11 protein-coding genes and 1 pseudogene are annotated in these 21,411 nt (G+C 41.0%); 1 reads left to right on the top strand and 11 read right to left on the bottom strand.

Going from position 1 to position 21,411, the window contains the following annotated elements; all coding sequences use genetic code 11:
* Positions 1-103: 103 nt before the first annotated feature.
* Entirely contained in the window at positions 104-1,435 is a 1,332-nt protein-coding gene (locus HC643_RS05090) for an aromatic ring-hydroxylating dioxygenase subunit alpha (protein WP_038077916.1), read from the bottom strand.
* A gap of 119 nt (positions 1,436-1,554) precedes the next feature.
* The gene (locus HC643_RS05085) at positions 1,555-2,046 is read right to left on the bottom strand and encodes a TerB family tellurite resistance protein (protein ID WP_038077914.1); all 492 of its coding nucleotides are present in this window, start codon (positions 2,044-2,046) and stop codon (positions 1,555-1,557) included.
* A gap of 298 nt (positions 2,047-2,344) precedes the next feature.
* On the opposite strand from HC643_RS05085, the gene HC643_RS05080 reads away from it, so the two are divergent.
* Complete coding sequence (locus tag HC643_RS05080; protein WP_038077912.1) at positions 2,345-5,989, top strand: AAA-like domain-containing protein; 3,645 nt, start codon at positions 2,345-2,347, stop codon at positions 5,987-5,989.
* Between the two features lie 100 nt (positions 5,990-6,089).
* On the opposite strand, the pseudogene HC643_RS05075 reads toward HC643_RS05080, so the two are convergent.
* From HC643_RS05075 to HC643_RS05035, 9 genes and pseudogenes are all read right to left on the bottom strand, one after another.
* Positions 6,090-6,527 (bottom strand): annotated as a pseudogene (locus HC643_RS05075) (tryptophan synthase subunit beta); the annotation flags it as partial.
* Between the two features lie 88 nt (positions 6,528-6,615).
* Entirely contained in the window at positions 6,616-7,098 is a 483-nt protein-coding gene (locus tag HC643_RS05070; RefSeq protein ID WP_038077910.1) for a tellurite resistance TerB family protein, read from the bottom strand.
* Between the two features lie 412 nt (positions 7,099-7,510).
* Positions 7,511-9,085: a mechanosensitive ion channel family protein gene (locus HC643_RS05065; protein ID WP_038077909.1), complete on the bottom strand. Its 1,575-nt coding sequence runs from the start codon at positions 9,083-9,085 to the stop codon at positions 7,511-7,513.
* 17 nt (positions 9,086-9,102) lie between these two features.
* Entirely contained in the window at positions 9,103-9,534 is a 432-nt protein-coding gene (locus tag HC643_RS05060; protein WP_038077907.1) for a hypothetical protein, read from the bottom strand.
* A gap of 152 nt (positions 9,535-9,686) precedes the next feature.
* Positions 9,687-10,169, bottom strand: a complete 483-nt coding sequence (locus HC643_RS05055; RefSeq protein WP_038077901.1) for a TerB family tellurite resistance protein — start codon at positions 10,167-10,169, stop codon at positions 9,687-9,689.
* A 485-nt stretch (positions 10,170-10,654) separates the two neighbouring features.
* Positions 10,655-12,484, bottom strand: a complete 1,830-nt coding sequence (locus HC643_RS05050) for a HEAT repeat domain-containing protein (RefSeq protein ID WP_038077899.1) — start codon at positions 12,482-12,484, stop codon at positions 10,655-10,657.
* A gap of 49 nt (positions 12,485-12,533) precedes the next feature.
* Positions 12,534-18,743: an AAA family ATPase gene (locus tag HC643_RS05045; RefSeq protein WP_038077895.1), complete on the bottom strand. Its 6,210-nt coding sequence runs from the start codon at positions 18,741-18,743 to the stop codon at positions 12,534-12,536.
* A gap of 230 nt (positions 18,744-18,973) precedes the next feature.
* Complete coding sequence (locus HC643_RS05040; protein WP_038077893.1) at positions 18,974-20,533, bottom strand: Hsp70 family protein; 1,560 nt, start codon at positions 20,531-20,533, stop codon at positions 18,974-18,976.
* A 79-nt stretch (positions 20,534-20,612) separates the two neighbouring features.
* The gene (locus HC643_RS05035) at positions 20,613-21,410 is read right to left on the bottom strand and encodes a helix-turn-helix domain-containing protein (protein WP_137986477.1); all 798 of its coding nucleotides are present in this window, start codon (positions 21,408-21,410) and stop codon (positions 20,613-20,615) included.
* Position 21,411: the final 1 nt, after the last annotated feature.

Genomic DNA, 21,411 nt, shown 5'->3' with positions numbered 1-21,411 from the left:
CTTTAAGAATTGAAAGTCTAAAAAATATTTTTCAGATATCGGCTAGATATAACGCTTCTTTTGTGATGCGGGCATTTTGCCCGCTTAAAACAGACTAAACTGTCTATCTGCGTGCATGGATGTAATCTACAAAGTAAAATCTCGGATAAAGCCAGAACTTCAGCCAAGCAAAAACTCCCAAACCTAGTAGTGCGATCGCAATTAAGGGTAAACCGAGAGATAATCGCCATTTATCGGGAAGGATAGCAACAGCACAAACATTAACCACAAAGTAGATTAAAAGCACTGCTTGCAAGCGTTGCACAACCAAAAGTGCTTCTCGACAGCTACGACAATGTTGAGTGTGTTGCGTGTAGCGATCGAGGATTTGTTGGCGACGAGCGTTTATACTCCGTGTTTGTGGAACACTGATTCCAACTTCGCTCCAAGGTAGTTGTCCGTGACAATAGCGATCGAACCAATTCCTAAACTCAATGATTAAACGATCTGCACTTGTCGGTAACTGATATGCAGTTTTCCAGCTTTCAGTCGATTGCCTTTGTTGGAGAAAGTACTCTTGCTGCTGTAGAAGAACCATATCTCCATCAATCACCAAATGACGTTCGCTAATATGATCCCACCAACGAGGTTTGAGACGATAGAGTGTTTTGCCAAAGTTTCGGGCAAATTGGATGATAATTCTAGACTTACCCGGACAGACAGGTATACAGTAAGAGACAAACCCAAAGCGTTTGCCATTATTACCAAAACTGAACGCATACTCCAAACGACAAGGTGGTTCAAAAGTAATTGTTCTTTGAGAACTTCCTTTTGTAGTCGCTTCAATTAAATCGGGTGTCGATCGCACAATTTCAAGCGGAATCGGTTTTGCTCGATTGCGATCGCCTTGCACGCCGTGATGGGCAAAAGGAACGTGACTCGGATCTGCCACATTTTCCACAAGAGTTTGCCAGTCGTACTCTAAATCTCGTACAAAAGAAGTCCAAACAAAGCCAATAGTAGCATCTACTTGCGGTGATAAAGGTAAGGGTGTACTAGCGGCTTGTTCGCTTGATTTTGCATCTGGCCAAACCCAGAGTAAATCTTGTTGCTGACGAACTGGTAGTGCCATAGCACATAGATTTTCTTTATTCTTGCTTGCGAGTGCAGGACTTTCTGCTTGGGGAATATGAGCACAGATGCCTTGTTTATCAAATTGCCAACCGTGATAGCTACACATTAAATTCCCCGTTCGATCATCAATGCGCCCTTCACTTAGGGGAGCAAGGCGGTGAGGACATCGATCTAAAAATACTTGGAAAGTTTCAGATGATTTGGGTTTCCAGATGACTAAACGAAGTCCCAAAAGTGTCACTGAAGTTGGTTGCTTGGGATCTAAGTCTTTGACTGGCGAAAGAGGATACCAATGTTGAAAAAAATTGAATTCCTGTTTCATTTAATAAAAATTAGGGTGTTAGGGGTGTGAGGTGTAGACAAACTTTATAGCAACTTGCACTCTATTTGTTTGTAGATTCCCACACTCCACACCCTGGTGGAGATTTTGAATCTACTCAATTAAGCCAAAACTTCAGTCTGTAGTAGCGCTTTACGTAGTGCAGTGACTGCTTCTTCTGTCTCTACCAATCTATGAAGAGCAAGCGCGATGTCATCCTCGACTTTCAAGAGCTTAGCTGCTTTCTTAACAGCTTTTTGCTCTTCAACTGAGTAATTCTCATCGGCGCGAGCCATTTGAATTGCGTGATACAGTAATGACCTCGATTTTGACCAAGTAGGAACATCGACTGTAATCTTAGCAAGCAAATTTTCTAAGTCAGCCTTTTTATATTCAAATGTTTTGTATTTCTCGATTGCATCTTCAGGAGCGCCAGCCATACGCTGGTGATTTAGTAACCAATTAAGTTCAGCTTCTGAGACTTCTCCATCAGCTCCAGCAATAGCAAGTAATGCATATCCATAGTTGAGGTATGCTTCAACAGGAATTTCGGAAATACCTAAGTTCTTTTTTAGAAATTCTGAAGCAGGTAGTACTTCTTTAATGGTGCTCACTAATGACCTCTTTGATATTTTGATAATTGATTGTCTAGCAGGTATATATAAATGAAAGAATTCTTTGCTAGGTTTCTAAGGAATATTCACCTACTGAATTCTTTCTAGAATCGCTGATACGCTGCTACTGGTTCTATAGGTTTAAATATCTCAATATTGAGAGTGAAAATGCAAGGACAGTTAAGACAGTTAAGTAAACTTACAAAAAACAATGACAAATGACATTACTATAAATCTACTGGCTTACGTATAATAGGCTAATGTTTTATAGGACTCATTCTCTAAATCACATTTTTATATGCGATATCAGGTTGGCGGCAGTCTCCCAAGTAACGATCCGACCTATGTTGTTCGTGAAGCAGACGGAATACTGTATAAAGCATTGAAAGCAGGTGATTTTTGTTATGTCTTTAACTCACGCCAGATGGGTAAGTCATCTTTATTACAGCGAGTCAGTTATCATCTGGAACAAGAAGGCTGTGCTTGTGTTTACATAGATGTATCTAGATTGGGTAGCGATGAAACCACGCCGTTGCAATGGTATAAAGGTACTATTCTCAGCTTGTTCCACTCTTTGAACTTAGCACAGCAGATCGATTTCCAAGAGTGGTGGCAACAGCAAACAGACCTTTCACCCATACAAAGATTGCATCAATTTGTGGAAGAAGTGTTGCTCCGTTACGTGCAACATCAGCGTATTTTCATCTTCATAGATGAAATTGATAGCTTGTTGAGTTTAAATTTTTCTGTCAACGACTTTTTTGTTTGGATTCGTCATTGCTACAACCAACGATCTCATAACTCGCAATTTGACCGTCTTGGATTTGCCTTATTTGGTGTAGCCAGTCCCTCGGATCTCATCTCTGACAAACGCCGAACACCTTTTAACATTGGTACAGCTATTGAGTTATACGGCTTTCAAGTGCATGAAGCTAGACCTTTACTCAAAGGTTTAGAAGAAGTGGTAAACCAAAGCGAAACAGTGCTGCGAGAGATCCTAGTCTGGACTCAGGGACAGCCGTTTTTAACCCAAAAACTTTGTCAGTTAGTTTGCCAGGTTGCCTTAGAATCTGCCACGGGAACAGTCGCCTTACCTGTAGGAACTGAGAAGTTTTGGGTAGAGCAACTCGTGCGATCGCGCATCATCCAAAATTGGGAATCACAAGATGAACCAGAACACTTGCGTACAATTCGCGATCGTCTGCTGTTCGACGAACGAAAAGCAGGACGTTTACTAGGGCTTTATCAGCGCATCTTGCAAGCAGAAGAGCCTTATGACGTCACACTGGAAACATGGAGAAGTCAAGAAATCACCAGTTATAACGATACACTTTCCTCTGCTCCTTATCTTCTCGTACCAACTGATGACAGTCAAGAACAAACAGAACTGTTGCTTTCTGGTTTAGTTGAGAAGCGTAATGGCTATCTCCGCATCAAAAATTTTATCTACCGCAATGTTTTTAATGCTGATTGGGTTATCAGGCAATTAGATAATCTCCGCCCTTACTCACAGACATTCAATGCTTGGGTTAAGTCAAGCTATCAAGATAAATCGCGTTTACTTCGAGGACAGGCATTAAAGGATGCTCAACAGTGGGCGCAAGGTAAAAGTTTGAGCGACCTCGATTATCAATTTTTAGCTGCCAGTCAAGAATGTGAAGCCCAAGAGGTGCAAATGGCACTAGAAGCAGCCAGGGCAAAAGCAGTAGAAGCACAACTCGAGCAACAAAACAAAGTGGCTAAACTGCAAAGATTTCTGTTGATTGCAGTGTGTATCGGGTTAGCGATCTCTAGCGTATTAGGGGCAGGAGCCTTTAGTTTATACCGTCAAGCCACCAGTAGTGAATATCAAGCAAGAAACAGCGAAATTCAAGCTCTAATATCCTCTGCTGAAGGGCTGTTTGCTTCAAATCGTAAGTTAGATGCCCTTGTAGAAGCAATTAAAGCTAGAAAAAAACTACAAAAGCTCGGGATGAAAAACACAAATATCCAGCAACGAGCGGAAAATATACTACGCCAAGCCATTTACATGAGCGATGAATATAATCGTTTGTCAAGCCATACAGCAGCTGTTATGGCAGTAGATGTCAGTCCCGATAAATCTCTCATTGCCTCAGTAAGTATGGACAATACAGTTAAGCTTTGGCAAGTTGATGGAATGGAAGTGGCGACTCTCAAAGGTCACACAGCAGGAGTGAGAACAGTGGATTTCAGCTTTGACTCTCAGATGCTTGTTACTGGAGGAGACGATCGCAGCATCAAACTCTGGGAAAAAGACAACAAAAACACCTGGCACGTCATGTCAACTATCAAAGGTCACACTGGAGGGGTATGGGGAGTACAATTTAGCCCAGATGGAAAATTCATTGCCTCTGGTAGTTATGACAAAACAGTCAAAATTTGGAAGCTTGATGGCAGCCTGGTGAAAATGTTTCAAAATGATACTATGGGTTTTACAGGAGTCAGTTTCAGTCCTGATGGTCGAACGATCGCAGCGACAAGTGCAGACCAAACCATAAAAATCTGGAAGCGAGATACTAGAGACTGGCAAACAGCAAAGCTGGTACAAACACTTGGAGGTCATAAAGGTTTTGTTACAGGATTAGCTTTTAGCCCGCAGGGTAATACTATTGCTTCGTCAAGTGACGATCGGACTGTCAAACTCTGGCAGCAAGACGGCACAAATGGCAAGTATCGCCTTTCTAGAACTATTCAAGGTCACAGTGCAGGTGTTTGGGGCGTCGCCTTTAGTCCCGATGGTCAGAAGATTGCCTCTGCCAGTCTTGACAAAACAATTAAAGTTTGGAACATTGATGGTACCGAGCTAAAGACTTACAAAGGACATAGTGCCTCAGTTTGGGGAGTGAAATTTAGCCCCGACAGTAGTTTTATCGCATCAGCTGGAGGGGAAAGCGTTGTTAGACTTTGGCAAAATGAGAATCCATTTCAGAAGACCATCACCGCTCATAATTCGGGAATTTGGTCAATAGCCATTTCTGCCGATAGTTCGACAATTGCTACAGCTAGCCACGAAAAAACCGCTAAATTTTGGAGTCGCGAAGGTACATTGCTCAAAACTTTGACTGAGGATGAGAGTACCGTATTTCAGGTATCATTTGCTGATGATAACCAGTTTATTGCTGCTACTACTGATGAGGTCATCAAACTTTGGCAATCAGACGGTCGTTTAGTCAAAATTTACAAAGATCCTAACAGTCGGCTCTTAGCAGCAGTCTTAAGCCCTAACAGTCAAACAATTGCAACAGCAAATGTTCACAATCTCGTTCAGATATGGCCAAGGAATCGTCCTGTTCCCATTGATATTCGAGGACATCAGGCGGAAGTTTGGGATGTTGTATTTAGTCCAGACAGTCAGATAGTTGCCTCCGTGAGTGCTGATAAGACTGTAAAGTTGTGGACTCTGGAAGGCAGCTTGCTCACCACTCTCAAAGGTCACACGGTATCGGTATGGAGAGTTGCCTTTAGCCTTGACAGTAAAATGGTAGCATCTGGAAGTGGCGACAATACTGTGAAGTTGTGGACGCTGGACGGTGAACCAGCGACTGGGGAAACCCAAAGAGGCAAGTTGCTAAGAACCTTGAAAGGACACACAGGTGCTGTGTGGGGAGTAGCTTTTAGTCCCGACGGACAAATTGTTGCTTCCGGAAGCGTAGACGCCACTGTTAAACTTTGGAAGCTTGATGGCACAGAACTCACAACCCTGAGAGGACATACTGCTGCCATTCGACGGCTTGCTATCAGTCGCGATGGAACTTTGCTAGCTTCAGGAGGCGATGACAATACACTTATTCTTTGGAATTTACAGAAAATTCTCAACCTAGATGCAGTCCATTACGGTTGCAAGTTTGCAAGAGATTATTTTAAAACTAACGTAGCACTAGAGGAAAGCGATCGTCACCTTTGCGACTCCACCTCAAAATAATCGTGTTGCAGACATCTCCAAAAATTAATTATGTATTGCCGGGTGCTTGCCGATACACGTGCATTCCGGGGACACGTTGCACCATCCATCTCCATATCGCTCAAGTCATCGTCAAACCGTTTGAAATGACAGTTTGGACATCTTTATCACCTCTTGCAGAACAGTTAATAATAACGCAAGGGCTATTATCTAATTGAGGACAAAGAGTTTTTAAGTAGGCGATCGCATGAGCTGTTTCTAAAGCTGGGATAATGCCTTCTAATTGCGAAAGTCTTTGAAATGCTTCTAATGCCTGCTTATTAGTCACGCTGTAATATTCAGCCCGACCAATATCCTTCAAATAACTATGCTCTGGTCCTACGCCTGGATAGTCTAATCCAGCACTTATCGAATGCGTTTCGACTACCTGACCGTCGTCATTCTGTAATAGATAGCTCATCGCACCATGTAAAATTCCAACTTTTCCTCGCGCTAAAGTTGCTGCGTGTTTTTTCCTATCTATACCTTCACCTGCAGACTCCACACCAATTATTTCTAAATATTCTTAACTTTTGAAGAAGCAAATAAGCAAATTTTGAATTATTCAGCGTTGGAGTTGAATCTAGTTATTGAAAACACATAAACTCCTAATAAGGGCTTTTCTCCGGATATAGCAGCTTAATACGCTTTTGACGTAATGCTAATTCTTCTTGGTGTAGCTGCTCTAACTGCCCTACTATTTCTTCTTTTACTCCTATAATAGAAGCCATTTCCCGAAGTTTTTTTCTTTCCTGTTCATGAGTTTCTCCATCAGCAGCACAAGCCCTAATTGCTGTGAGAAGTAAATCTCTTTGTGCCATAGACACTTGAGGAGAGCGAGCAATGACCTCTTCTAAATTTTCATCTGCCTCGTATGCTTTTAGCTCTTCAATTACCCAGTCTGCTACTCCCCAGGATGCACAAAATCCAATAGCCCAATTTTTTTCTTCACTTGAGAGAACTCCATCTCCTTTAGCGCAACATAAAACTGATTTCATATAAATACAACAATCTTCATCTGTTGGGACTTCGCTGAAGCCAAAAAACCAATTGAATACCCAAGATTGACCAATTTTTTTGATGTCGGACATAATTTTTTCCCTCTATTTACTAAACTTCTATATGTCTATCCCTGCGTGGAATAATGCTAGAATATTCCCAGTACTAAAGCAAAAACACAAGGATAGTTAAGACAGTTAAGACAGTTAACAAAAAATACCTGAATCTACAAATATTTACCAGTGAAAAGCTTGATATTAAATATATATAGCAATCCTAAATTATTTGTAAAAAATTTGGATTGCTAATTGCTAATAGCTAATGGCTTTTTGACCATTAACCCCTCCGGGTATCTCCTTACGGACACGCTACGAGATGCCGCAGCTATGCCCGCAAGGGCTATACGTACTTCTGCCTTCATGTACTAGTATCTCGGCAGACACCCTTGCCCAAACATCTTAGTAGAGGCGTGGAACGGGTGACCTTAACCCTACTAATGGAATATCAACTCTTAGAAAAACCAAAAATTTCAATTTCTTCTTGACTAAAAGTATCTTTCAATATCCTACGAAGAAGGCGCTGAATATGAAGGTGTTTTCCTGGTTTTACCTTTGTCAGCGTCAGCAGCAATAAATTATTCTCCCCAAAATTTTCTATTCCAGCGACTCGTGTAGGTTCCAGAACATCCTGTTCGTCTATCTTTAATTGCTGTCCTACATTCTCGATCGCTCTATAGACACGATCCAAATTAGAATCATGAGAAACGCTAATTTCTACTCTTGCATATATATACTGTTTAGAGTAATTGATAATCGATCCAATATCCCCATTGCGAACAATCTGTAATTGACCATCAGGATGACGGACGTGAGTCGTTCTCAGTTCAATCGCCTCTACAATCCCCTCAATATTTCTCTCTTCCACTTTCCCGACTTCAACATAATCACCAACCAAGTAATAGTTTTCAAACAGAATCAAAAATCCACATACAACATCATTAATCAGATTTTGCGCCCCAAGACCAACTGCTATACCCACAATTCCTGCACCTGCTAAAATAGGTGCAGGGTCGATACCAATCAGCTTGAGTATAGTTACTCCGGCAGTAAAGTAGACAAAGTACTTGGCAAAACTTCGCATCAAGGGAATAAGTGTCAGCCGCTTTTGTCGCTGTGAGTCATCAAGATCTATAGTTTTTACATAGAACTCATCAAGAATGAAGTAAGCAACTTCAACTAAAACATTGCTGATAAAGAAAATCCCAATAATCTGCACAATTTTAGGAGTATACGAACCGATCCAAGCGATAGGTTTTATTTCTGGAACAATAAAATCTACTATACCGACATAGAGGACGTACTCCAAACATTTCTTGAATAGGGGTATGAGATGACGCAAACGTTCGTATAAATTCAGGAGATTGTTAGAGCTAGAGTATCTCAGACTTAGATCGTCAAGAGTATCAACAATAGTAGCAACAGCTTTGACAATGAGTAAACCGCTCGCGATCGTAATATATATTTTTAAAGCAATGTAAATATATTTGGCAACAACTTCTGGAAGATAAAGAAAGTTAGCACACAAAATAGCAGAAATTCCCCATACACCATGAATAATAATTCTTTTTAATACCTTAAAAAAAGCCTCGACACTCTCATCATTAGCCTTAATTTTATCGACTTTCTTAGCATAATCACCAACCCAGTCTATACCGCGACTTAAAGGTGGTATGCTAACTTTAATTAGCATCAGTAAACTTACAGTCTTCAAACTTGCTGTAAAAAACTTGCTCCAAAACTGAGTAGGAAGATTGCGAATAAGACTGATCTGAAATTCTTGAATGTTTTCACCTCGATAAATAACTGCTCCATTTATGCCAATTAGAGCAAGACATGCGATCGCACAAATAAAAATTAAAATTTTGCTAATATGACGTTGGAGAGAAGTTATATTGACATTCTTTTCTTGAAGCCAAGAGAGTTTAGCAACTTGTTTGAAAACTATGCTAATTAGCCAGTAAAATAGCGAGAAAATAACTATCAAAAATATAACTTCGCCCAGTACAATCAGTATATTCATCTTTTGAGTATAAATTATTAAACTTCGTACAATTTTACTATCTCTAATTCTGGTGGTAGGGGAAATCCGAACTTTTCGCGATCGTGAGAAAATTTAATTACAAAAAGACATAAAGGTTGATTTTGATAAAAAGCAGTTAAATAAAACACCCGGATCGCGACACCTTCTCTATCATCTTCCTTTGACATGGAAAAATTGCCAGGGAAAATCTCGTCAAAGCAAATTTCAAACTGCCTTGCTGTAGCTAAAAAATGCTTTCCAATTATTTTAGCAGCATTATCATAAGCTGGGTTAGGAATAAACTTTCTGTAATGGCTTTCGTCAAATCCTGCTTGCAAAAGAAATTGAAAAAACTCATAAAATAAATTGAATTCTACGCTGCTATTAAAATCTTCCCAACCCTTTGTTAAACTCTCGTTAAGTTTTGCATATATCTTTGAAACTTGCAATTTTCCTCCTAGTTCGGTTTATACAAAAAATCTTTTTCTATCTTCCCAATGGAAGAAAAATGGCATTGCTAATTCAGATATAATTTATAAAAACACGTCTCAAATAGCGTGTTTTCACAAATCATACCTCAATCAGTAGTAAACCTGAATTGTTAATAAGGGCTTTTTTGAGGATATAAGAGTTTAAGACGCTTTTGTCGTAATACTGATTCTTCTTTTTGTAGCTGCTCTAACTGCTCTACTACGTCTTCTGTTACGCCTAAAATAGAAGCCATTTGTCGAATTTTCGCTTTTTCTTTTTCATGAGATTCTCCATCAGCAGCACAAGCCCAAATTGCAGTGAGAAGTATATCTCTTTGTGCCATTGATACTTGAGGAGAGCGAGCAATGACATCTTCTATATCTTCATTTGCTTCATATGCTTTTAGCTCTTCAATTACCCAGTCTTCAACTCCCCAAGACGCACAGAATCCAAGCGCCCAATCCTTTTCTTCTGGTGAGAGAACTCCATCTGCTTTAGCACAGCATAAAACAGATTTCATATAAATATTACTATCTTCATTTGTAGGAGTTTGGTTAAAACCAAAGAACCAATTCATTATCCAAGATGAACCAATTTTTTTGATATCAGACATGAGTTTCGTTCCTAAGATCTTAAGAAGCTAGGAAAATTTTTTGTTCAAGCTAGTGCTTACAGAAGAATACTGAGAATAGGTAATACTAAGCTTTGTGCTTCTTAATATCTCCGACTTTCAATCAAAATGCAAGGACAATTAAGACAGTTAAGCATCACTCAGACAACTTTCCCAATACCTTGGGGAGATACTACAGGTAGTGGGGTTCTAGCGCTTCTGTTAACGGTGACATAAAAATTTGTAAATGGTGGGTGAAATAAGTTGGAAAGCGAGAAGGAAACTCAACTGGTTGGCGCTAATGTAGTTGGTAAGGTAATGGTAAATTCTGTGCCTTCACCTACAACCGAGTAACAAAACAATTTACCACCGTAGGTTTCTTCAACAAGTTTCTTCAACAATTTGACGGGCGATCGCCAACCCCAACCCCGCGATCGAAAGGGGGGCTAGGGGGGATCGAGTCTTATCTGAACCGGATTGCGATATAACTAGGAAAGTTTGTTTAAAGCCTCTTGAACCATTTTGCGAACGATAGAGCTTTCATCCTCCAAACATTGGTTAAGCGGTTCAACTGCTCTTGAATTTCCAAGATTACCCAGAGCTAAAGCTGTTCCAGAACGAACATTAGGATTATCATCATTTAACATCCCAATGAGAGCATCTACAACTCTTAAATCGTTCAGATTTTCTAGAGCTTGAATTACCTCCAAACGGACATCCGCATTAACGTCTTTTAGAAGACGAATCAAGGGTTCAACTGCCCTTAAATCCCGTCGTTCCCCTAAAGATTGAATTGCTGCTTGACGCAACAAAACATCGTCATCTGCTAATCCTAAGATGAGCAAATCTACTATTTGTGCATCTGAGATGTAAGCTAATGCTAAAAGAGTATGAGAGCGAATATCCCTCTCGGAATCCTGAAGCAACTGAGTCAAAATTTCCATCAACTCGGAATGCTGGCGTTTTAAGAGCGTTTTTACACAAAGCTGAGTTACTTGTATCAATTCTTGCCAGGAACTTCCTTGAGCTTGTAAAAGGCTCTGTCGATCTCTCAAAACCTCAACCAAAGCATTTGTTGTTTTGCTATCTTCAATCAAACTTAATGCATTTACTAAAGAAACTCTGACACGATGGAAGCTAAATGCATTTGTGAGATTTTGACCGTTACTACGTAAAACTTCAATGAGGGGAGCGATCGCTCTAGGATCTGCAAACTTTCCAAGTGCTGTAGCGATCGCACTGCAAGCTGTAGACTGATTTTCTTGTCTCAATGCCTCGATTAAAGGTTCGATAGCTTTAACATCTCCTAGTTCTGCAAGTCCCCATGCTGCTTTAACACGTACAAAAAAGTCTGAGTCTTGCAAGCACGCAATTAGCGGATCGACGGCTTGATTTGCGCCCAATTTCACCAATGCTTCAATTGCCTTCGCCCTGACTTCGCTAGAACGATCTTTTAAAGCTTGTAAAAGTGGCTCAACAGCCCTTCTATCTCCCAATTCACCCAACTTTTGTGCTGCTAGAGCATGACCTGCACCATCGTATATGATGTTTTGTAAAGAAGAAATCAGTGGCTGAGCTCCTATTTCCTGAAATAAACCTAGATTGGCAAGATTATCTAAAGTCTTAGCCGCCATAGCTTGCAAAGTAGTAGCATCAGGGCTTAAAGGTGATGCCTGCAGAGCTTGTGTTAGCTGTTCCAAGGCATTTGGATCGGATAGATTAACTTGACTTGCCGCTGTTGGAGGATAGGAATTGTAAGATTCATCTGGGTTAATTTGCTGAGTTACGCGATAGTTATGTTTGCGCTGAATCTCCGCAATCTTTTGCCGATCTTCCTCCAAATATCCCTCTTCATTAAGATAATAAGCGCTTGTATCGTAACACTCTGCTGTTGCTAACATTAAATCAGTCAGGCTGTCCCAACGAATTTCTTTCGTACAGCCCTCTGGATCGATGTACCAAACAGGAGCTGCTTCCTCGCCTACAACAACAGCATACCTATAATCACCATTACCATCCAATATTGGTAGCCAGTGTGGGTTCCACCAGTCCCAACTCAACCAGTATTGATAATCCCTCAAAACTTCTTCTAAAAAGAAAAAATTATCGTAGTAAGGAATTATGTAGCCAAAGCTCGTACAACCGTTATGCCAACCGTAGAATTCGTAGAGTTCTTCTGGAAGTCGAAATGGAAAATTCACGAGCAATGCGTCTATTTGTTCGCGAGTTAATCCTGGCTGTAAACCCAAAGCAAATTCAGGCTGGTTTTTTACAAACCAAGTTTCAATTCTGTTGAGTGCTTCTGTTAACGGTGACATAAAAATTTGTAAATAGTGGGTGAAATAAGTCGGAAAGTTAGAGGGAAACTCAACTGGTTGGCGCTAATGTAGTTGGTAAGGTAATGGTAAATTCTGTGCCTTCACCTAAAACTGAGTAACAATACAATTTACCACCATGGGTTTCTTCAACGATTTGACGGGCGATCGCCAACCCCAACCCCGTTCCTTTCCCCACAGCTTTCGTAGTAAATGAATGGTCGAATATTTTTTGTTGAACTTCTTCACTCATTCCCTTGCCATTATCAGCAATAGCAATTTTTACTATATTATTTTCGACTGAAGTTGTAATTTTAATTCGGTTTGGACTTGCTTGAATTTCTGTCAAAGTGCGTCCATTGTTAGATTCTTCTAAAGCATCAATAGCATTCGCTAAAATATTCATAAATACCTGATTTAACTGACCGGGAAAACATTCAATTTGAGGTACATTACCATAGTTAGTGACAACTTCAATTAATGGATGTTGTTCATTTGCTTTGAGACGATGCTTCAAAATTAAAATCGTGCTATCTATACCTTGATGAATGTTAAATGGTACTTTATAGTCTCGATCGGCACGAGAGAAAGTGCGGAGACTCGTGCTGATGTTTTTTAATCTGTCACATGCTATAGACATGGAATCAAGCATTTTGGGTAAGTCTTCTAAACTATATTCCAAGTCAATTTCTTCAGCATGAACGAGAATTGGCTCGCTCGAATCGGGGAAAGTTTCTTGATAGAGTTTCAAGTGCTCGACAATATCAGTAAACATTGGTTTAGCTTGTTTAATACTAGCAGCAATAAAACCTAAAGGATTATTCATTTCGTGAGCGACACCAGCAACTAAATTACCCAAAGCAGACATTTTCTCACTTTGGACAATTTGTAATTGGGCGTTTTGCAAGTTGTGTAATGCGTGTTCTAATTCCAGTGATTTTTGTTGTAAGGCAAGTTCTGCTCGTTTGCGATCGCTAATATCAATCGTTGTTGTAATAATTCGGCAAATCTGTCCGTTTTCGTTTTTGAGCGGGTTGTGGGTCGCCAGGAACCATTTTTCCTCGCCCTTCATGGTTAACAAATTTTCTGTGGAAATGGGTATCCTACTTTCTACACAATCAACCAAGATGTTTTCGATAGCTCTCCCTACTTCTTCCCCATAAACTTCAAAGGGCGTTTTTCCTAAAACATCAATCTCACGAACTCCGCATATCTTTTCTGCAGTAGGATTCAATCCGGCATAGCGAAAACTGCCATCTTCCATCACATCTGTCACAATAATGAGTATTTCAGATCCATCGTAAATACTGCGGAGAAATTGTTCTTTCTGTTGCAGAGCCGCTTCGGTTTGTTTGCGATCGCTAATATCCCGGAAATACCAAATCCGCCCCCAGTTTTCTTGATTCCCAGAGTTTACAGGAACCGATGTCCGTTCGATCGTTCGTCCATCTTTCAGGAGCAGTTCACAGTGGCTTGATTCATTAATATGCTCGTATAAGTAGAGAACTCGGTCTAAAAAGGCTTGTGGATCGGCAACTTTCTCAACAACAAATGCCAGCATTGCGCGATCGTCACGGGTATTCCTAAGTTCTGGTGGAACTCTCCATAGATCTAGAAAACCCTGATTATAAGAACTGATTTGTCGGTCTTTATCAACAACCAAGATTCCATCCAGAGAAGATTCACGTTGCGCCTCTAGGAAAGCGTTACTTTGCTGGAGCTTGATTTCAGCTTGTTTGCTTTCATAGAATAGTTTGGCATTTTCTAAAGAAATAGCAGCTTGAGTGCAAAGTAAATTCAGGAGTTCGACGCAATTGTTTGTAAACGCTTCCTTTGCTAAATTATTTTCTAAATATAAAATGCCCATCAACTTCCCTTGATGCAAAATCGGGCCACACAAGATACTTTTAGGCTGCTGACGAATGATATACGGGTCGTTGGCTAAAGTTGGATCTGCCATTGCATTATGGAGCACAACAGTCTGCCTGTTGTGCTTGACTTTGTAAATCAGTTTCAAGGGAACCTCTTGAGTGTCCTCAACCACAAGGTGCTCGAATACTACTGGCTCCCTCCCCTGGGTAATCGATCCTTTAATTAGCAGGTGATTATTTTGCAAGAGCATTAACACACACTTCTCGGCTCCCGCATTTTCAATGACGATAGAAAGCAACGATGACAGCAGTTTTTCGAGTTCGATTTCACTTGAGAGAGTTTGGGAAGCTTTGAGAATCGCTTTTAAATCTAGGAGATCTGAGACACTGTTGCTAGAAGTAGCGGAACTAGTGGATATGGCGCTCCCCAATGCGGATATAGTTTCGTGAAGTGAGACGGAAGAACGTGTTTGCTGTAATATAGGAGCCAGCAGTTGGGGATAGCGGCGTTCCAAGTCAGCAACCTTGGCTTTTGCACCCCATCGGGCATAGTCATAATAGGCTTGGGTCATGTATTCCCGAGCAATGCGCTGTTTACCCCACCCCAGGTAAAACTTTGCCGCTAGTTCATTAGCTAAAGCTTCTTCCTGAGTGTATTCGTTGGATTTGGCTCCAGAGATTGCCTTATCGTATAGCTCAATCGCTTGTGCTATTTGTCCTAATACGCGACATTTTTCGGCTTCAACTAAGTCAACTTTATGCTGGTGATTCATCGGAGCATAGTGCGCCCAGTACTGTAACTGCGTTTGGTTTTGCGCTACCCGCTCTAATACCGTCGAGCCGTGATCTGACGGTTGACTCAACTGTGCTAGAGCAATCAAAGAATCGTAGAAATAAAATGCAGGTTCACCAACAAATCCTGCACCTGCAATTAAATAGTTTCTGCCTAAGAGTGCATGGTTGTTAGCTTGCTCAATTTCCCCAAACAAAAAGCAAAGCATCAGCTTAGACACATAGAAACAATACAGGGCAAACAAGTCATTAGCAGCTAGCAGCACTGGCAGAAATTCTGTTTCTTGCAGGGCTTCACCCGATAAAATGGTAGGATGCTCTGCACAACCCAACAGATTTAACACCGATTGCCAAAAGATTCGGCAGCGATTAGCTGATGCCAAATGGTGCAGTTGAGCACAACCATTGCTGTATGTGCGAGCCTCCTGCTCTAAGATGGCAAGCGGCTGACTGCACCAAAAAGAATTGTTACAAAAATTGATCGCATTATTTCCAGCGAACTCCAAGTTTCCAACTTCCAGTCCAATCGCGTAACCCTCTTGCGCTAGTGGCAACATTTCTTTTATATGAGACTTGCGGTGCAGGAGAAATCCTCCCAGCACAGCTAATACTTCGGGCTTAATCGCTTTGGCATCAAGTTTATAGACAACCTGGAGAGCTAACCGACCAAACTTGACTGCTGTCTCTACATCGTTGACCAGATTACACAAAACCATTCCATACATTACATAGGTATAGGCTGATACCGATGTATTGCCGTATTGAATAGATAGTTTAACCGACAACAAAACTAGCAATGGAAGCAATGGAGAGCCAATGATGTGAGCTGTTGAGAGAATGCTACTGGTAACCTGGAGAATTGCCAATTTCTCTGCTTCGGTCATCACGTTTAGATGAACCAAATCTTCAATTTGCTTGTCTGCAATGAGTTCTTCAATCTCTTGTATTGCCTGTTGAATATCTGTCGGTGTAGGTGTGTGAAACGTTACACCTAGTTGTTGCAAAATAGTTTCGCAAATCGCGATCGCAGAGGAAAATTTACTTTGGGAGGCATGAGATTGAATTCTAATGCAGTAAACATGAACCTGTTCAAGTAAAGAGTGCGCCTGGGCGATAACAGCATCAATAAATTGTTCCATCGCCTCAAAGTCACCACATAGCATGGCCACTTCTGCTGCTAATTCATGGAAGGCGAGGGTCATTTCATAATGGTGTTGCCAAGCTTGTTCTCCCAACAGGGACAATCCCACAGCAACATATTCACGCGCAGCTTGATAGGCGGTAGCGGCTCTGGCTTTGCGACAGGCGATGAGGTTCAGTTGTGCGAGTTGCTCTCGTTGTGTTTGTTGGTTAATTAAACTCACTCCGTGATTTAATTGATTCACCACTTCAAAAATCCGCTCTTCTAGTGCTTCTGGGGAGATCTGTTGCAGGAGTAGTTGTCCGATTTGGTAATGTGTTGTCTGTTTTTGGTTGTCAGCAATTAGGGAGTAAGCTGCTTGCTGGACTCTATCGTGTAAAAACCTATATTTAGCTATTTGTTGAGCGCTCTCCTCATGTTTGGGTACCAACCCAATGCCTGCTTCTGTTTGATAAAATTTATATACATCACTTAACGGTACAATCAACCCTTCTTGCAGTGCTTTCCACAAAGTCGCAGCTGTTTCTACTTCTGAGTGTTGGCTGACAATAGCCAAAGTTGCAATATCAAATTGATTGCCAATACAAGCGGCTAGCTGCAACACCTGTTGAGTTGATGCTGGCAGTTTTCCTAATTGCAACGCCATAAAGGCAACAACGTCATCTGTGACTGCTTGAGTTGTCACTTGTGCAATGTCACATTGCCAGCAGCCCAACTCAAAATTAAATTGAATGAGTTCTTCTTGATGCAATGCTTTGAGAAACTGGGTAGCAAAAAACGGATTTCCTTGAGTTTTTTGATAGAGCAATGGCGATAATTCCCATGCTAAAGTTTCCTGACATTTTAATGTTTCGGCAACTAACTGATTGATTTGCTCTCTATTAAGTGGTGCTAGAGTAATCGTCTGAATCTTTGCTCTTGTTTTTTGGAGTTCGCTTACAGTCAACATGAATGGATGTGCTGGGTTGATTTCGTTATCACGGTAGGCACCAATTAACAAGAAATGACCTGTATCAGCCATTAATAACTGTATTAACTTTAATGATGCTAAATCAGCCCATTGCAAATCATCTAAAAAAATCACTAATGGGTGTTCTGCACTCGTAAAAACTTGAGTAAATTTTTGAAACAATAAATTAAAGCGATTTTGTGCCGCAGTTCCTGATAATTCCACTACTGGCGGTTGGCTGCCAATAATTCTTGATAATTCGGGAATGACTTCAATGATAACCTGACCATTTTCACCCACAGCCTCTAAAATCTTATTTTTCCATTGCTCTAGTTGGACATCACTTTCGCTTAACAATTGCCCCATTAAATCCCGAAAGGCTTGTACAAATCCAACGAAAGGAATGTTCCTTTGAAATTGGTCATATTTTCCTTTGATGAAATAGCCGCGTTGCCGCACAATTGGTTTCTGAACTTCGCTGACAACTGCAGTTTTTCCAATTCCGGAACAACCCGCTACCAGAATCATCTCTGTTGCACCAAGGCTAACTCGCTCAAATGTTTCCAGTAAAGTCAAGACTTCGGTTTCTCGTCCATAAAGTTTATCGGGAATCATGAAGCGCTCGCATGCATCCATCTGTGCGATTGCAAAATCTGAAATCCGACCAGTTTCTTGTAGCTGATGCCAACACTTTTCTAAATCTAATCTCAGTCCTAAAGCACTCTGATATCTATCTTCCGCGTTCTTCGCCATTAATTTTCTGATAATTTTTGAGATAACTAATGGAATTTTTGAATCGATTTCATGTACTGAGGGTGCAATTTTGGCAATATGAGAATGTATCAACTCCATTGGCTCAGTTGCTGAAAATGGTAACTTTCCTGTCAGTAATTCGTAGAATGTGACACCCAAAGAATAAAAATCTGTACGATAGTCTATACCGCGATTCATTCTACCTGTTTGTTCTGGAGATATATAACTGAGCGTCCCTTCTAGGATATGAGAATTACTCGGTGTTTGATTTTCTTTCGGTAATAAAGATGCAATACTAAAATCAATAATTTTAACTTCTTTGGTTTCGGGATTAATTAAAATATTGCTGGGTTTAATGTCTTTATGAATAATGCGCTCCCGATAGAGTACATCTAAGGTATTGCACAGCCGGATCGCGAGCACTAAAAATTCCTCTAGAGATAGACGCTTTACCTTGAGGCTCCATTCTTTCAAAGAAATCCCCCCAAAGTCTTCCATTACCAGCGCATAACCATTTTGATATGGTTCTAGGCTATAAGTTTGGACAATCAGAGGTGAGTTAAGATTTTTAGTGATGGTGTACTGATTGCGAAATAATAAGAGTTCGTTAAAAGTGGGATAAGAATTTTTCAGTAGTTTGATCGCTACTCTTAATGAGTCAATTTCTCGGTATCCACGATACACTAAGGTTCTCGAACCATTGTATAGTTCTTCAGTTATGCAATATCCGGGAATACTGACAAGATCGCTGACCATACCGCTAAATTCTCAAGACTTCCAAATTTAGTATTCCCAGAAATTTGAAGTTTCTTAACAAAACTAGATGAAGAAACCAAACTGCGTTTTAACATTGACTGAATTTAATGCCTAGTACGCTTGATATAGACAAATTGTCAATTTGGCTCCAGATTATGTTTTTCCTCATGAGTTTGACGATGTTCCTCTAAGGCGATCGCGGTTACTAACTGAATCTTCCTCTTAGCGATTTATTGAAGTTTAGCGATCGCCTCTCTCTCCACCAATACCTTTTTAGTCAGCAAATCCTTAACCGTTACCACCAAAACCCGTTGTTCGTTCACTTCAAATAACACTTCTATCCTGTCTACTCCCGTTTCCCCTGGTGGATCGAGATGCGCCACACACACTTGTTGGTGATGATTTTCCAAAGAACGATAGGTATCTTGCTTAACCAAATGCGTACTTGTCATTCGTCCGCTAGCATCATAAGTAACCTCCGCCTGTGATACCTCTGCGACTTCCCCTATATCCAGACGTATCTCTCGCTGTCCTTGTGTTGCAACTTGTAACGTCAAAGGTTGAGAACGTGCTCCCGGATAGCGCATCCCTTTTTCAATTAATGTCAGATAAGAATAAGTTTTGCTGTGAGGTTCCCAAAGCCGGATAGCATAGCTGTGACGCAAATAATCATCTACAGCCGCCATCTTGCTCAAAGCTAACGCACCGTGTGCTACCGCTTCAAATGGCTTGTCTAACTTCACCTTTTGTCGCCCAAAATAAGAAGTGACAAGTTGCTGTACTGCGGGAATTTGACAAGTACCGCCTACCAGCAACACCTGTTCGATAGACGATTTGTTAATTCCCTTAGTTAAAGCGATCGCAAGAACTTCATCCAAAGCTTGTCGCAACACCTCCAACAACTGTTCTGCTTCCAAAATCTCTGCTAACTCATCTCGGTTAAGCTGCAATTCATGGGACATAAAATTCTCATCATCAAACCAAGCTTCCTTAGCTTCATCAGCCGTCGATAGCCGAATTTTTAGTTTCTCCGCCACTTCCAGCAAATTTTGCCAACCAATTTCTCCTACCTCAGTTCTTGAAGAACCAATTTGCTTGAGATAATGCTCGACAATCCACGTATCAATATCAACACCACCAACAAAAGCATCAGACTTAGCGAGAACCTCAGCCCGTACTACTTGATGTTCGGAAGTAACACCTACAGTTCTCACAAGACTCAAATCGAGGGTTCCACCGCCAAAATCTACCACCAACACCACAGAACCAGGGCGTTGCACTGCATAACCAAGAGCAGCTGCGGTAGATTCATCCACAATTTGTACTTTAGGAATACTCAACTTGTCTGCAAAAGCGCGAAACCAATCGAGATAACGCTCAAAAGCTCCTACAGGAACCGTAAAAATAACATGGCTGGGTTGCAATTGTTCTTCAACCATCTGCCAAATGTTTCTCACAAACAGTTCCGAAACAGCTTCCGCACTGTAATTGTTACCATCCAACAAACGAGGAGGAGGAACAAAATCTGCAGCTAATTCGCGTTTAAAAGCTCGAAAATATCGCTCCGGTTGAACAAATCCCAAACGCTTAGCCCGTACTTGTTCGCCAAAAAGTATGCGATTTTCCCCTTCTACAAACACCAAACTTGGTACAACACTAACTTGCTCTCCCCCAACTTCAAACCGACGTGAAATTAAGTCAAACTTTAAAGTTCGTGGTGTTTGTGTAATTAAATCAGTTGTACATACAACTGTGTTACTCGTACCAAAATCAATTACTACGGTTGTCATTGGTTAGTTGTTTGTTAGTGGTTTGTTCGCTATTCTTCCTTGTCTCCCTTGTCTCTCTTGTCTCCCTTATCCCCACCCTCTACCTTCCTCCTACAGGCAAAGTGCGGCTGACTTTAGCCGGACAGAGAATGTCTTCTTTATTTCTGTAACCTACAAATCGGATGTAAACCATCTCGCCTTCCGTCATGTCAGACGCATCTGGCTGATGAATTTGAGGATTGTAAGAGACTTGTTCCCAAGGTTTGCCAATCTGTTCGTAATCCCATTCCTTCAACAAGTTCTCTAAAGGAGTAAACATCGAAAGAACATTTTTTGCTGGTAGTTCTGGTTTCACACTCACCATTTGGTAAATGCTGGGGTAGTTGGAGAGCAATGTTTGCAACTTTTCAAACGTGGCGGTACGAAACTCGTTTGTTAGTTCAGTCCGTTGCTGTTGCAATTCTTCATGCAGTCGCATTCCTTCCTGACGCAGTGCGTCTTTCTCTTTTGCAAGCGATTGCAACTGCTTCTGTAACTCCAAACATTCTTTACGCCGTGCTTCTAACTCTGGATGTGGTGGCAATACATCCAGTTTTTCTAGAAAATCATAGAAAGGTATTGACAGCGCTTTGGCAACTTGTGCTAGTTCGCTTAACTTTATGGAAGCCACCTGTCCATCCCTAAGTTGCCAAAGGGTAGTGCTGCTGATTTCTGCTTTCTGCTGCAAAGTTTGCCAGTTGGGAATACTTTCTTGCTTCATCAATCCCAAAAGGAAGGTATCTTGCGGGTTACCAGTAGCGTAAATGGCTTCAAAAAGAACGCGTAAGAATGCGATCGCACCCGTGAATACCACAAGACTCCCAAGCAGAATTATGATGATGTTAAAATCAACAAACATT

Source organism: Tolypothrix bouteillei VB521301 (assembly GCF_000760695.4).
GTDB classification, from domain to species: domain Bacteria; phylum Cyanobacteriota; class Cyanobacteriia; order Cyanobacteriales; family Nostocaceae; genus Scytonema; species Scytonema bouteillei_A.
The sequence above is the reverse complement of the archived record's forward strand: the minus strand, read 5'-3'. Positions and strand labels throughout refer to the sequence as shown.